Consider the following 14,783-nt stretch of genomic DNA (forward strand, 5'->3'; position numbering starts at 1 on the left):
GTACCTTTTTTGTAAACGGCGTTGCCTTTTAAAAACGAATACGCTAACTCAGCCATAACGGAGACGTGGCCGAGAGGCTGAAGGCACTCGTTTGCTAAATGAGCGTACCCCCAAAAGGGTACCCAGGGTTCGAATCCCTGCGTCTCCGCCATTTCCCCTTTTCATTAAAACGGATTAAATAGTGCTGGGACAGTCTGTTACTGTCTCGCCGGGTGAAGGCTATTGCACCGGCTGATATAAAGGGGAATGAAAAGGTGTCATGGCTGCTTTCAGCGCTTGAGCCGGTCCAGGGCGTGCTTCTGGCACTGGCGCTTGGTCTCCTGATCGGTGTGGAGCGCGGCTGGTCGCGGCGAAACGATCCCGACGGCAGCCGGGTGGCCGGAATCCGGACGTTCGCCCTGCTGGGCCTCGCCGGCGGCCTGGCCGGTGAGGTTCTGCAGCGGATTTCGCCTGTACTGGCGGCGATTCTTCTGGGGGCTGCGGCCGCCACCCTGCTGATCGGGTATGTCCGCCGCTCGCGGTCTGGCGATGATGTAAGCGCAACCTCGACCGTTGTCGGCATTATCACTCTGGGCGTGGGGCTGGCGTCAGCCACCGGTGGAGGTATGCTCGCCGGCGTCGTTGCGGCGGTGACCACACTTATTCTGTCATCGCGCCGCCAGCTCCATGCCTGGGTCAATACCCTGACTGAAACGGAGATGCAGGCGATCGCCCGCTTCGCGCTGATTGCCCTGGCCATCCTGCCCATCCTGCCCGATCAGGCCATGGGGCCGTTCGATGCCTGGAATCCCCGCCAGATCTGGATGATCGTCGTTGTCGTTTCGGGTTTTTCCTTCGCGGGCTATGTGGTTGCCCGGCGGCTGGGCGCGTCCAGAGGGCTTGTCGTCCTGGCCGCGGCCGGCGCGATGGTGTCCTCGACCGCGGTTACGGCCGCCCTGGCCAATCGGTTACGCAAACAGGAAGGGCCGCCGGATGTGCTGGTTGCCGGTATCGTCACGGCGTCCGCGGTCATGTTCCTGCGTGTCCTGATCCTGACCGCCGCTCTTGCGCCGTTTGCCTTTACCGGGCTGGCCCTGCTGGTGGGGCCGGCAACCGCTCTTTGCATCGCCTGGGCGCTCTGGCTTTTGTGGCGGTCGCGGGGTGACAAGGCTGAGGCTTCCGAGGCTTTACCCTTGCGCAATCCTTTTGATCTGGGGCCGGCGCTTCTGCTGGCTGGACTGGTGCTCGTACTCTCCGGCCTGGCGCGCTGGCTGCTCAATGCCTTCGGCGAAACGGCCCTCGCCACCGCCCTGGCCCTGTCGGGCATGTTCGATGTCGATTCGGCGATCATCACCATGAGCGTCCTGCCGCCCGAAAGCCTCGACGGGCGGACGGCCGGTATGATCCTGGCCGGGCCTGTCATGCTCAATACCATTGTCAAGGCGGTCATCGCCATTGCCATGGGCGGCCGAACAGGCTGGCGCGCCGGTGTGCCGCTGCTGCTGAGCGTGGCAACCGGCGGCGTGACCTTACCCTTTCTGATCTGGAATCTGATCTGAAGCGCTCAAACCTCGATATTTCGCGTCGGGAATATATCGCGCAGCCGTTCGGTGAGTTCCGGCAAGGCGAGGCCCACATAGTCCTTGGTGAGTTCGATCCCGACGGAATCCTGGACGGATGGGTTCAGGTGCGGCCGTAAATTGCCCAGCCATGTCGATGGCGCCACGATCACCAGGCCGTCGAAGCGGTCCTGCGCCCTGGCGCGGTTGAGCCGATCGGCGACATGCGCGGCTAGGTCGGCCTTGAGCTTGCGGCGAAGATCGACATGCGGTTCGCTCAAATGGCGCAGATTGCCGCTGCTTTCAAAAACGGTGCCCCTGGCGTCGGTTCCGGTGTCATAAGCTTCGATGCGTTCGGCTTCGAGATGAAAATCGTCAAGCGGCTGGAGTGCCCAGGTCAGGGTCTCTTCCGGCTGATGCGTGGCGCCCCTTATGATGTCGCTGGCCGGCACACGCAAATAGCCCTGCGCCTGGCTGCCATCGGCGACGATCACCCAGACGGTGGACGGATGATAGGGAAGGGGGGCGGCGTGGGACACGGCTGTTCTCCTGGCTGAACAATGGAACCAAATGGTCTTTCAGAATAATCCGTCCCACGGCATTGCCGCTTTGATCGTCGTCAAACGCGCGGATAGGCCTGTCACGGCCGCACGGAATCGCCGGGATGCAGGGTATCGCCGGGAAAAATGACGATCCGGTCGCCTGCCTTCAGCCCCGATTGTACCGAACGGTAACGGTCGCCGCCGCTGCTGATTTCGACCGGTGTCAGCATGGCCTTGCCGTCGATAAGTCTGAAGACCGCCCACCGGTCTCCGCTGCGCACGAGACTGTCAACGGGTACACGCAGGGCATTAGCCTGCTTAGAGATGATCACGCGCAAATCGACGCGAAAGCCGTGGCCCAAGGCTGGCGCCTGCTCCGGGTGGCTCAGGCGGGCAATCACATTGACCCTCTGTTCCTCGACCCCCAGCGCGGAGACCTTGGTATGGGCATAGGGCTCGATACGGCTGATGCGCGCGGGGATAGGGGTTGCGCCGCCCCATCCCTCGACAAGGGCCTCGTCGCCCGGTTTCATCAGAACGGCATCCTGTGAGAGGAATTCGGCGACGATTTCGATCTGGGCGGGGTCGCCAATCGTCAGCAGTGGCGCGCCGGCTGGCACCACGGTTTCACTTTGCTGAAAGAGTTGCAGCACACGGCCGGCCACAGGACTTTTGACCGCGGTGGTGACACCCGTGCCGCCTTCCGGGGTGCCGGCGGCAACCTGGGCCTGTTTCAGCGCCGCCTGCCGCGACAGGCGCATAGCCAAGGCGGCATCGACCGTGGCATTGGCGGTGTCGAGGGCGGCCTGGCTGGCATATCCCCGGTCGAACAGAATTCTGACGCGATCGCGGTTGTGACGTGCCAGGGCAAGGTCGGCATCCGCCGAACGCAGGGCCGCCGCCGCCGCCAGTATGCCAGCTTCGGACTGGGCGGATATACGCGCATCCAGCAGGGCGGGCGATGCCGGACCAAGGATGGCGACGGTCTGGCCGCGAACAACCGCATCGCCGGCTTCCACAGCAATGCGCTGCAACTGGCCGGCGACCGGCGCCGCGACCGCGAACACGTCATGGATGCGCGTGCGGCCTTCATCGACAATATCCTGCTGGACAAGGCCGCGATCGACAATAACGGTTTCCACTGCCTTGGGGCGCGGCCATATCATCCATATCAGGGCGACCGCCAGGATCAGGGCGGCGCTCGCCCAGAGAACAGGGCCCGGTTTCAGGTTCAGTTTCATTGTCAGTCCCTCGCTTTCAGGACGCCCACCATATCCAGCCGATCGACGGCGCCGCGCACGACCAGCGCCGCAACCAGCACGCAGGCCAGTGTGAAGCTGATGGCGAAGGCGTAGCCCGCCGGATCGAAGACATAGGGAAAGGCGAAGTTTTCCGTGCTGAACAGGTGTGTCATCCAGATGGCCATGCCGGTGCCGAACAGAACCGCGAAGGGCAGGCTCAACAGCGCCAGCACCATTATTTCGCCGATCAGCACATAGGAGACCTCCAGCCGGCTGAAACCCAGCACGCGCAGGGTGGCCAGGTCGCGTTCCTGCTCCGCCAGGGTGACGCGCGCCGCTGAGAACGCCACCCCGCCGGCCATGATCGCGGCGAAGCTCGAATAGATGGCCGTCATCAGGCCCATATGCTCGTTGAAATTTTTCCGCATCGAACGTTCGGCAAGCGAAACGAAGCTGGCGCCCATCAGGGCCGGCGTCTGTTTCAGGCGGGCGGTAAAGGCGGCATAGGCGGCCGGATCCAGGCGCAGATAGGCACCGCTGATCCGGCCGGGCTCGCGCATCAGGCTGGACAGGTTACCAAGCGACATATAGGCGGAAGAGCCAATCATCGGGTCTATGATGCCCGCCACACGGACAGTGGCGCGGATGCGCCGACCGCGAAGCTGCTCGATGGTGATGTCATCGCCGGCGCGCGCTTCCAGTTTACGGGCGAGAGGCCGCGAAAGCCAGACGCCTTCCGTGGGCGGCGCTATGACCGAAAGATCCCGGCCGATCAGCCGGTTGAGCGTCGCGCCCTCGGCCAGACCGAACAGGGCCTCCTCGACGCGCCTCTGGTCCTTGCTGAAAGCCACGCCATCGATTCGGAAGGGTTCGACCGTAATGACGCCGGGCAGTCGTTCTATGTCATGCAGGACACCGGCTTCCTGCGGCTCACTCAGGGTGAGGGTAACATCCTGGCGGTTGGCAAGGCCGAAATGGACGTCGAGCATATAGGTCATTTCCGCCGGAAAGGACTGGGTGACGATCAGGATGGAGATGGCCAGGCCAATGCCCAGGGCGGTGGTGGCGGCGCGGCGCGGGAAGCGAACAATCCGGCGCAGAATGATACGGCTCTTGGCATCGAGCCCCTCGGCAAAGCCATGGAACAATCCACCGCCCTGCGCATAATTGGCCGGTTGCGGCGGCGCCAGGGCTTCGGCGGGGGGCAGGCGCGCGGCCCTGGCGACGGCGTTCCAGGCCCCCAGGCCGGCAGCGGCAAAACTGGCGGCAGCGGCGAGGATCAGGGTCGGCAGGGAAGCGGAAAACTCAAGGTTCGGAAAGTGATAGTACTGGCGATACATGCCTGCGATGAACCGGCCGTAGACTGTGCCGGCCGCAATTCCGGCGATCAGGCCCAGCGTGCCGAAAATGAGCGCACTTTCGGCATAGTGCCAGGCGATGGCCAGATCGCTGTAACCGAACGCCTTGAGCAGGCCGATATTCGCTCTTTCGGTGGCAATTACCCGGCCCATCGAGATATTGACCAGGAAAGCCGCCACGATCAGGAAGAAGGTCGGGATAAAGCTCGCCAGTATGCCGAGCTGGCTCAGTTCCTCGCTGAGAAAGCGGTCGGACATCATGCGGTCGCGGCCGGTTGCGCCCGCGGAACCATAGGGGGTGAGGGTATCGTCGATCGCCCGCGTAGCCGCGCGGATATCGGCCCCGGCCGCCAGCCGGATGACGGCATCGTTGAAGGCGCCGCGCATGTCGTAAGCCTCGCCCAGGGCATCACGTCCCATCCAGATGACGGCGAAGCGTTCCGGCTGCGGGAACATCTCACCGGGCGCCGTGACGAAGACGAACTCTGGCGAATTGGCGATGCCGGTGATGACCAGGCGCTGGCGATGGCCGTGCAATATGGCGTCGAGCGGGCTGCCGGGCCTTAATCTGAGGGCCGTGGCGAAGGCTTCATTGACCAGCGCCTCTTCCGGATGGGCCGGATCGGGCCAGCGGCCGGCGGTCAGGGCCAGGTCGTTGACGCGCGGCCGGCCTTGCCGGGGAAGGGAGATCAGGCGGGCCGACACGGGCTCGGCGACCTGTGGCAGGTCAAGCAGGGCATAGCCGGAGATGCGCGTCTCGACGGCCGCCACGCCGGGCGCATTTTCCATTACCGGCGCCAGCCGGTCGGGCGCGCGGACCAGCGAAACGGCCAGGTCCGCCATATGTTTGTCGGCATAGTACTGGAGTCTTGTCTTTTCCAGGGACGCCCTCATGCCGACCGCCATGATCAGGACGGCAAGCCCGCAGCCGAGGACAAGCACGATGCCGGCGGCGTGCATCCGCATCCGCCAGATGTCGCGCAGCAGCTTGGCATCGAGCGGGCGCATCACCAGACCAACTCGAAGGGTTTGGCCGGCGTGGCGTTTGTTTCGATCTCACGCACGCGGCCGTCGGCGAAGCGCACAACCCGCGCGCCCATGCGGGCAATATCGGCATTGTGCGTAATGATCAGGGTCGTCGATTTGTAAAGCCGGTTGATCTCGCTTAAGGCTTCCAGTACCTGGGCACCGGTTTGCAGGTCGAGCGCGCCGGTCGGTTCGTCGCACAGGAGGATCGCCGGCCGTTTGGCGATGGCCCGCGCCACGGCGACGCGCTGCTGCTCGCCGCCTGACAACTGGGCTGGAAAGTGATCCATACGGCCGGTCAGACCGACCAGGGCCAGGGCGTCGGCCGCTGACAGCGGGTTATCGGCGATCTCACGCACCAGGTCGACATTTTCGTGCGCTGTCAGGCTGGGAATGAGGTTGTAGAACTGGAAAATGAACCCGACATGCCGACGGCGATAGGCGGTCAGGTCGCGGTCGCTCATCGCAGTCAGCAGCGCATCCCGAAACCGCACCTCGCCGCTGGTGGCATGATCGAGACCGCCCAGGATATTGAGCAGGGTCGACTTGCCGGAACCGGATGGCCCGACCAGCATCAGAAGTTCGCCATCCTGAATATCAACACTGACATCGCTGAGGGCGTGAACCGCTGTCGCGCCCTTGCCGTACTGCTTGTTGACGCCGCGCAGCGAGAAAGAGGCGGTCATGGGACGCTCCGAAGACAGAAGCGTCAGGACTACAGGATTTGCGGTCGGGGCGATTTGCGCCGGATCAAACGCCCCACAAAAGGGGCTGTCGTAGATAAGGTTTAAGTTTTGCCCATCGGCTCAAGATTTTGAACTGTTCTTTTGGCGAGCCGTACTACGACAGACCCTGTAATATTACCTGGCGCTGGTGTGTTGAACTACGATAAATCAAGCTTTCTCGGGGGCTAAGTGATGTCCAGGGGCGCAGGCCAACGCTTGACCTCATTTTCCAAAGGCTCGACTAATGTCCCTGGGGGATTACCTTGCGGCTAGCCCATGAGCTTGATTTATGCCGCTCTAACCTAGCCATACGGATCGCCATTTGCGCACCTGAATTGCACAGGAGCACAGATAAAACTCTGACAAATCCGGTAAGTTGCTGATATGTCTAAGACATAAGGTTTGCTGGCTCCCCGAACAGGACTCGAACCTGTGACAAGTCGATTAACAGTCGACTGCTCTACCAACTGAGCTATCGGGGAACACGCTGGCAAGGCGCGCCCTATAGCAAGGGTTTGAACTGCATGGCAAGCCCTAAGCTGAAAGTTTTGCACAATTCTGTGCGTGAAGTGGTCTTGCCCTGATTTCAAACGAAAAAAAGCCCGAAAAGAGCTTTCGGGCCTTTGAAGTTTGGTGATGGTGGGTGTCTTCAGATAAGCAAAGACAACGCCGTTATGGAAGGAGTCGGGTTAATGAGGGGTAAATGCGCCTGTAAGGGGAAAATAAGCCGGAATCATATTCCAGGTCGCCGTGCGGTAATTTGTTCATGACAATTTAACCATGAACGGAAGAGGGTCGTTGCCTGAATAGAGATTAAGGAATCACCCGTGCGTCTGCCCCCGATCAAGGTTCGTATCCGTGCGCTGCTGGCGCTGTTTTTTGTGAGTCTTGGCGTGGCGACATTCGTCGCGCTGCATCATACCTCGACAGTCGGGCACCTGCTGAGCCAGGGGCAGGGGGACTATATCAATCAGGTGCAAAGCCTTGAGAAAGGGTTTGCCAGCCTGATTCTGATGGCATCGGTTCTCGTTGGCCTAGCCGGGCTGGTTGCCGCCTTCTATTTCGACCGCGAAGTGTTTTCTGTTATCGACCGTCTCAGCCACTATACCGATCGGCTGGCGCGCCGCGAATTCGATACGCCGGCGGAAGGGGCGCACCGGTCCGATGAAATCGGCCGCCTGGCTGCGGCGCTTGATGTCCTGCGTGCCAACGGTCAGAAACTGGTCGGTCTGGAAGATGAGGCGGCGCGTCATGCAGAGGTGATCTCTGCCGAGCGACGGGCGGCGCTCCACGAACTGGGCAACAAGCTGGAAAGCCAGGTATCGGCCCTGCTTGAAGGGCTTACGCAGTCCTCGAAGGCCATGATCACCTCTTCGGATACTATGAGCCAATCGGCCTTCGCGGCATCGGAAAGCGCCGCCAAGGTGGCCTCGGTCGCGGTCACGACCTCCCAGAGCGCGCAGAAGGTGGCTTCCACAGTGATGGAACTGTCGCAGACAGCCAATGAAATCGCCGGTTCTACGCAATTATCAACGCAGGTGTCCGCCCGCGCCTCGGCGGAAGCCGAATCGACCTCGGCCCTGATGAGCCGCCTGGGCCGCAGCGCTGACGAAATCAGCGCGGTGGTGGACATGATCACCTCCATCGCCCAGCAGACCAACCTTCTGGCGCTCAACGCCACTATTGAGGCGGCGCGGGCTGGGGAGCATGGGGCGGGCTTCGCTGTGGTGGCCGCCGAGGTCAAGACCCTGTCGCAGCAGACGGAAAAGGCGACCCGCGAGATCACCGCCAAGGTGCAGCAGATCCAGAACGACGCCATCGAGGCGACCAGCGCCATTGCTGGCATCGTCAGCACAATATCGGAACTTCGCTCCGGCGCCGACGATATCGCTCGCTCAGTGGCCGCCCAGCAGATGGCCACCAGCCAGATCGCCGAAACGGTCGAATTACTAGCGGAAGGCTCGCAAAGCGTCGGCAATGATATCGATTCGGTCCGCGATGTAGCGGACGAGACGGGGCAGGTGGCCAGTGTGGTTTTCGAGGAAGCGAAATCGGTCAGCCACGCTTCGGACCAGTTGAAGATGGAACTGGCAAGGTTCCTGGCCAATATGCGCGCCGCTTAGTTTGTGCTCAGGCGCCGCATGGCTCCTCGCAAAGGCTCGGGCACGCGTTGCGCTTGCCTCAAGCGCCGGATGGCTAGAAATGAAGGAAGTGTGGAGGCCTGACCCGGAGTCGAACCGGGCTTCACGGATTTGCAATCCGGTGCGTAACCGCTCCGCCATCAGGCCTCGCATAGAGCGGATGCGTTCGCTACCAGATCGCATCATCGCCCGCAATGATCTCTGGTGCAAATTTTCGGATAAATGTGCATAAGCCGGCGCAATTGTGCGTTTTTTGCTGGTGAATCTCAGCTTATGGCGATTGAAGCGCGCGCCGCTTGCTCTTATAAGCGGTGCAAAGCGTTCGAATAAGTCTTCAAGGATCAGCATTATGGATTTTCACGCCGCCCGTCAGAATATGGTCGAATCCCAGGTTCGCGTGAATGATGTCACTGACGCGGCCTTGCAGGTGGCCATGCGCCATATCCAGCGCGAGCGTTTGTGCGCGCCTTCGCAGGCCTTTGGCGCCTATGGCGAGGTCGAGTCCCCGATCGCACCCGGCCGTGTTCTGATGAAGCCGCGTGATATTTCCAAGCTGTTGCAGACCGCTGAACCGAAGGCCGGCGAAGCGGTCCTGGCTCTGGCCGCGCCCTATGCCGCCGCCGTTTTGCAGCACGCCGGTCTGACCGTCACGGCGCAGGAAGCCGACCCGCGCGTCGTGGCAGTGATCGAACCCTATCTCAAGGAACTGGGCGTCACATGCGTGATAGCTGATCTGAAAGCGCCGGCCGGTTCCGGCTATGACATCATCATCGTCGAAGGCGCCGTGGCGGAAGTTCCCGCGGCCTGGTTGAAGGCGCTGAAGGTCGGGGGTCGCCTGGCCGTGGTCGTTAAGGATGGCCCAGTGGGCCGTGCGCGCCTCTATCTGCGCATCGAATCCGGCATTTCCGAGCGCGATGTCTTTGATTCGGCGCCATCAACCCTGCCGGGCTTTACGCGCGCGCCGTCATTCGAGTTCTGATACTGACAGAAACCGCCGGGCGGACCCTTAGGGTGCGACATTAAAGTCGCCACCGCGCGTTGAATATTGTGTATAGTAGTAAAAAGCCGAACGTGAAAAATCCGTAACTCGCCAAGCCTGTAATCTTCTGGCAGTAGGATTTCAGAGGTAATCTTTAGCTTATTGCCGCAGCCGGGCCGCGCGTACATGCGTCTGGAAGGCAACAGGGCAGGCGTGTCGCCTGCCTGAATGACGTGGGGACATCTGTTTATGACGAATTCCAAGTTTGTGACCTTCGGCCTGGCCGCCGCGGTTTCGGTTCTGGCCCTGACCATAGGCGTCAGCGCCCAGGCGGAAAGCCTGAACGACGCCATCGCCCAGGCCTATGCCCAGAACCCGACGCTGCTGCGCAGCCGCGCCGCGCAGCGCGCCACCGACGAAACCTATGTCCAGACCCGCTCGCAACTGGGGCCATCACTGAGCGCAAGCGCCTCGGCCACCTATAATGACCTGCCCGGCTTTACTGGCGATCGCTCTTCCACCAGCGCCGGCCTGACCGCCAACCAGACGGTCTTTGCATCGGGCGGCATCGCCTCTTCGCTGAAAGCTTCGCGCGCCAATGTCATGGCCGGCCAGGAAAACCTGCGCAGCACCGAATCGGGTGTCCTGCTTGATGTCATTAGCGTCTATACCGCCGTCCGCCGCGACCAGCGTGCCCTGCAAATCTCGCAGGACAATTACGATATCCTCAAGCAGCAGCTTGACCAGACCCAGGCACAGTTCGATGCCGGCCAGTTGACCCGCACCGATGTCGCGCAGTCCCAGGCGCGTCTGTCGGCCTCCGCGGCAGCCCTCGCTTCAGCCCAGGCCCAGCTTGATTCCGACCGCGCCTCTTATGTGGCCATTGTCGGCCAATCACCGGTGGCGCTCGACGCCGAGCCGGATCTGCCCGGTCTTCCGGCGGATTTTGATGCCGCCCTGGCGGCGGCGGAAAAGAATAACCCGGATCTGCAATCCGCTCAGTATGCGGCGGATGCCGCCAAGGCCCAGGTACGTGCCGAGCGGTCCGTATTCGGTCCCACGATCGGTCTGTCGGCCAGCACGGGTGGTACGCAACCTGGGCTGGGCGTTGGTGATATTACCGATAACGATTCCTCATCTGCCACACTGCGTCTGTCGATTCCCTTGTTCAGCGCCGGCCTGAATGGGTCGCGCGTCCGCCAGGCGACGGAAAACTATAATGCGCAGCTTCAGGTGGTTGAAACGGCCCGCCGGCAGGTGATTTCTTCGGTGTCGCAGGCGTGGTCGCAGATGCTGGCGGCCAAGTCCGCCGTGGCGTCGAACCAGGAGCAGGTTAAGGCCGCCCAGATTGCGGCAGATGGCGTCAAGGTCGAGCAACAGGTCGGCCTGCGCACCAATATCGAGGTGCTGAACGCCCAGCAGGAACTGAAATCGGCTCAACTGGCGCTGATCGAAGCCGAGCGCGGGCAATATGTGGCGGGCAGCCAGTTGCTCTCCGTCATGGGCGGGCTGACGGCCAAGGCGTTTGTGCCGGACATCCAGGTCTACGATCCGCAGGAACATTTTGACGACGTCAAGTCAAAGGGCTGGACGCCACTGGAACCGGTGGTTCACGCGCTGGACGGCCTGGCGGCCGGCGGCAACTGATCGGCATTGCGCCTTTATTTTTTGCAGAGTGGCCCGCCGGGTAACTAGCGGGTTTCTTCACAAAAAATTCTTCGCCTCGGTGAAATTTGGCGGCAGAATCCGCCTAAACAGTTGCAAAATGCGGCGAACACGTGTCACCCTCTCCAAGGTTTCAGTTCCCGAACCCGATTCGCAGCAGTTAAAAAGACATGGCAGAACAATCCGCACACGAACCGACAATGGAAGAAATCCTCGCTTCCATTCGCCGCATCATCTCGGAAGATGACGCGCCGGAAGACGCGGCGGCACAGGCTGTAGCCGAACCGGAGGTCGAGGACGATGAGGACGCTTTCGCCGCGGTGGCTGAGCCGGAAGCGGAGAGCGAAGACGTCGCTGAAGACGATGTGCTCGAACTGACCGAAACATATGAGGCCCCGGAATCGGTGTCCATCGGCGACATCGATGCCTATACGCCGGCGGCTGCGCCCGAACCGGCCCCGGCGCCGAAGCCGGCGGCTGCCGCGCCTTCGGTTGGTCTGGTCAGTGAACGGACCGAATCGATTGCCGCGTCCTCTTTCGGCGCTCTGACCAGCAACCTGCTGGTGCCGCACAGCGACCGTACGCTGGAGGATGTCGCCAAAGACTTGCTGCGCCCGATGCTGCAGGCCTGGCTCGACCAGCACCTGCCGGCGATCGTGGAGGAGCAGGTGCGCCTCGAAGTCGAACGGATTGCCCGCCAAAGTCGCCGCTAATCCATAGATTCTTTTGAGTTCATTTGTTAAGAGAGCGGCATCACAGCGGTGAGCCGCTCTTTTCAATTTAACGCTGCCCTACCGCTTCGCTGCTTGAGGGCTTTATCTTTGTCGAGACCATGCTGGAAAAAACCTTCGATCCCGCCGCCGTTGAGCCCCGCCTGTATAAAAAGTGGGAAGAGTCCGGCGTATTTTCCCCATCGGACGCGAAGGAAACCTTCTCAATCGTTATCCCGCCGCCCAACGTGACGGGCTCTCTGCATATCGGCCATGCGCTGAATAATACACTGCAAGATGTGTTGACGCGGTTTGAGCGGATGCGCGGCAAGGCGGCCCTGTGGTTGCCGGGCACGGATCATGCCGGCATCGCTACCCAGATGGTGGTGGAGCGGCAACTGGCCGCTTTGGGGACCAATGTCGGTCGCCGCGAGATGGGACGCGAGGCTTTCGTCGCCAAGGTCTGGGAATGGAAGGCGGAATCGGGCGGTACTATCGTCAAACAGTTGCGCCGCCTTGGGGCCTCGTGCGACTGGTCGCGTGAACGCTTTACGCTCGATGACGGTCTGTCGGCGGCGGTGCGCAAGGTGTTCGTCACCCTGCACAAGCAGGGGCTGATGTACCGCGACAAGCGCCTGGTCAACTGGGATCCGCAGTTCCAGACGGCGATTTCGGACCTCGAAGTCGAGCAGAAGGAGGTCGATGGCCATTACTGGCATTTCGCCTATCCGCTCGCAGATGGCGTGACCTTCGACTATCCGGTCAAGTATGAAGACGGCAACGACACGACGGAGACGCGCGACTATATCGTCGTCGCTACCACGCGTCCGGAAACCATGCTGGGCGATAGTGGTGTCGCCGTGCATCCGGATGATGAGCGCTACAAGGGTCTGGTCGGCAAGTTTGTTATCCTGCCGATCACTGGTCGCCGTATCCCGATCGTGGCCGACGAATACGCCGATCCAGCCAAGGGCTCCGGCGCGGTCAAGATCACCCCGGCGCATGATTTCAACGACTTCCAGGTCGGCAAGCGTCATGACCTGGAGCAGATCAATATTCTTGACACCCAGGCCAATCTGCTGGCCTTCGATCCGGTGCCGGCGGAATATCGCGGCATGGAACGCTTTGCCGCGCGTAAGGCGATCATCGCCCGTGCGGAAGAAGAAGGCTGGCTGAAGCAGGTCGAGAAGACAAAGCACATGGTGCCGCATGGCGACCGTTCCGGCGTCGTCATTGAGCCTTTCCTGACCGATCAGTGGTACGTCAATGCCGGCGAACTGGCCAAGGAAGCCATCAAGGCGGTCGAAGATGGCCGCACGGTGTTCGAGCCGAAGAACTGGGAAAAGACCTACTTTGAATGGATGCGCAATATTGAGCCGTGGTGCGTGTCGCGCCAGCTCTGGTGGGGCCACCGCATTCCGGCCTGGTATGCCGAGGACGGCTATATCTTTGTCGCTGAAAGCGAAGCCGAAGCTCATGCCCAGGCCGAGGCCCATTACGGCCAGAAAGTTGCGCTGAAGCAGGACGAAGACGTCCTCGACACCTGGTTCTCGTCGGCGCTGTGGCCGTTTTCGACCATGGGCTGGCCGGACGAGACCTCCGACCTGCAACGTTTCTACCCGACGCACACCCTGATTACAGGTTTCGATATTATCTTCTTCTGGGTGGCCCGGATGATGATGATGGGGCTGCATTTCACCGGCCAGGCGCCCTTCAAGCGCGTCTTCATTAATGCCCTGGTCCGTGACGACAAGGGCCAGAAGATGTCCAAGTCCAAGGGCAATGTCATGGACCCGCTGGTCCTGATCGACGAGTTCGGCGCCGACGCCCTGCGCTTCACCCTGACCGCCATGTCGGGGCAGGGACGCGATATCAAGCTGGCCAAGCCGCGCATCGAGGGCTATCGCAATTTCTCGACCAAGCTGTGGAACGCCACGCGCTTCACGCAGATGAATGAATGCGCGCGCGTGGAAGGCTTCGACCCGTCGACCGCGAAACTGACGCTTAGCCGCTGGATCAGAGGCGAGGTGCAGAAGACGCTCTCAAGCGTGACGCAGGCGCTGGAAGCCTGCGCCTTCGATGATGCGGCCTCTGCGCTCTACAAGTTCATCTGGAACGTCTTCTGCGACTGGTATCTCGAACTGGCCAAGCCGATCCTCAATGGTGACGACGAAGCCGCCAAGGCGGAAATCCGCGCCATGACGGCCTGGGTGCTCGATCAGGCGATGATCCTGCTCCATCCGGTCATGCCGTTCATCACCGAGGAACTGTGGGAAAAGACAGGTCATACTGACATGCTGATCACCCATAGCTGGCCGAAGTTCGATGCCGCCGCTATCGATGCCGAGGCTGACGAGGAAATCAACTGGCTGATCGACCTGATCAGCGAGATTCGTTCAATCCGCTCGGAAATGAATGTGCCGGGCTCGGCGCGCGCGCCTTTGTCTTTAAGTGGTGCCTCAGATGTGACGGCCAGGCGCTTGAATACGCATGAGGATTTGATCCTCTTCTTAGGTCGTTTGTCAGAGGTGAAGGTGGGTGAAGCGGCCGCCGGTTCGGTGCCGTTCGTGGCCGGCGAAGCGACCGCCCATCTGGCCATTGCCGAGTTTATCGATCTGAAGGCGGAAACGGCGCGCCTCGCCAAGGGCATTGCTGATTTCGACAAGACGATCGAGGGCGTGCGCCGCAAGCTCGATAATCCGGCCTTTGTCAGCAAGGCGCCGGAAGAGGTGATCGCCGAGAACCGTGAGCGCCTCGAAGAGGCGGAAAGCGGCAAGGCCAGGCTGGCCGCCGCACTGGAGCGGTTGAAGGCCGCGTCCTAAACAAAAGCCCCGCAACCTGTTGGCTGCGGGGCTTTT

The 14,783-nt window shown here is 61.5% G+C and carries 10 protein-coding genes and 3 tRNA genes; 7 read left to right on the plus strand and 6 right to left on the minus strand.

Translation table 11 applies throughout. The annotated features are described in order from the left end of the window. The first annotated feature begins 59 nt into the window (after positions 1 to 59). Positions 60 to 151: transfer RNA gene (locus tag BLO49_RS10645), tRNA-Ser, on the plus strand. A 103-nt stretch (positions 152 to 254) separates the two neighbouring features. Next, positions 255 to 1,538 (plus strand): MgtC/SapB family protein, encoded by a 1,284-nt coding sequence (locus BLO49_RS10650; RefSeq protein ID WP_090648109.1) that lies wholly within the window; start codon positions 255 to 257, stop codon positions 1,536 to 1,538. Positions 1,539 to 1,543: 5 nt separating this feature from the next. On the opposite strand, the gene BLO49_RS10655 is transcribed toward BLO49_RS10650, so the two are convergent. The 5 genes from BLO49_RS10655 to BLO49_RS10675 form a co-directional block, all read right to left on the minus strand. Next, positions 1,544 to 2,077, minus strand: a complete 534-nt coding sequence (locus BLO49_RS10655) for a host attachment protein (protein WP_170828298.1) — start codon at positions 2,075 to 2,077, stop codon at positions 1,544 to 1,546. 101 nt (positions 2,078 to 2,178) lie between these two features. Next, on the minus strand, positions 2,179 to 3,321 hold the full coding sequence (locus BLO49_RS10660; RefSeq protein ID WP_090648114.1) for an efflux RND transporter periplasmic adaptor subunit: 1,143 nt from the start codon (positions 3,319 to 3,321) through the stop codon (positions 2,179 to 2,181). 2 nt (positions 3,322 to 3,323) lie between these two features. Continuing rightward, positions 3,324 to 5,687 carry an ABC transporter permease gene (locus tag BLO49_RS10665; protein WP_090648117.1) on the minus strand — a complete coding sequence of 788 codons (2,364 nt, stop codon included), beginning with the start codon at positions 5,685 to 5,687 and terminating at the stop codon, positions 3,324 to 3,326. Continuing rightward, on the minus strand, positions 5,687 to 6,391 hold the full coding sequence (locus BLO49_RS10670) for an ABC transporter ATP-binding protein (protein ID WP_090648119.1): 705 nt from the start codon (positions 6,389 to 6,391) through the stop codon (positions 5,687 to 5,689). The genes BLO49_RS10665 and BLO49_RS10670 overlap by 1 nt, the downstream gene beginning before the upstream one ends. Before the next feature lie 445 nt (positions 6,392 to 6,836). Continuing rightward, a tRNA-Asn gene (locus BLO49_RS10675) sits at positions 6,837 to 6,912 on the minus strand. Between the two features lie 345 nt (positions 6,913 to 7,257). Between BLO49_RS10675 and BLO49_RS10680 the strand changes: the two genes are divergently transcribed. Next, positions 7,258 to 8,553 (plus strand): methyl-accepting chemotaxis protein, encoded by a 1,296-nt coding sequence (locus tag BLO49_RS10680; protein ID WP_090648122.1) that lies wholly within the window; start codon positions 7,258 to 7,260, stop codon positions 8,551 to 8,553. Positions 8,554 to 8,644: 91 nt separating this feature from the next. On the opposite strand, the gene BLO49_RS10685 is transcribed toward BLO49_RS10680, so the two are convergent. Next, positions 8,645 to 8,718, minus strand: a tRNA-Cys gene (locus BLO49_RS10685). Between the two features lie 202 nt (positions 8,719 to 8,920). On the opposite strand from BLO49_RS10685, the gene BLO49_RS10690 reads away from it, so the two are divergent. The 4 genes from BLO49_RS10690 to BLO49_RS10705 all read left to right on the plus strand — a co-directional run bounded on the left by BLO49_RS10690 (position 8,921) and on the right by BLO49_RS10705 (position 14,747). Further along, positions 8,921 to 9,550, plus strand: coding sequence for a protein-L-isoaspartate O-methyltransferase family protein (locus tag BLO49_RS10690; RefSeq protein WP_090648124.1), 630 nt, complete (start codon positions 8,921 to 8,923; stop codon positions 9,548 to 9,550). A 249-nt stretch (positions 9,551 to 9,799) separates the two neighbouring features. Beyond that, entirely contained in the window at positions 9,800 to 11,197 is a 1,398-nt protein-coding gene (locus BLO49_RS10695) for a TolC family outer membrane protein (RefSeq protein ID WP_090648334.1), read from the plus strand. A 188-nt stretch (positions 11,198 to 11,385) separates the two neighbouring features. Continuing rightward, positions 11,386 to 11,928, plus strand: coding sequence for a DUF2497 domain-containing protein (locus tag BLO49_RS10700; protein ID WP_090648127.1), 543 nt, complete (start codon positions 11,386 to 11,388; stop codon positions 11,926 to 11,928). A 119-nt stretch (positions 11,929 to 12,047) separates the two neighbouring features. After that, the gene (locus BLO49_RS10705; protein ID WP_090648130.1) at positions 12,048 to 14,747 is read left to right on the plus strand and encodes a valine--tRNA ligase; all 2,700 of its coding nucleotides are present in this window, start codon (positions 12,048 to 12,050) and stop codon (positions 14,745 to 14,747) included. Positions 14,748 to 14,783: the final 36 nt, after the last annotated feature.

It is taken from the genome of Asticcacaulis taihuensis (assembly GCF_900100255.1).
Lineage (GTDB): Bacteria > Pseudomonadota > Alphaproteobacteria > Caulobacterales > Caulobacteraceae > Asticcacaulis > Asticcacaulis taihuensis.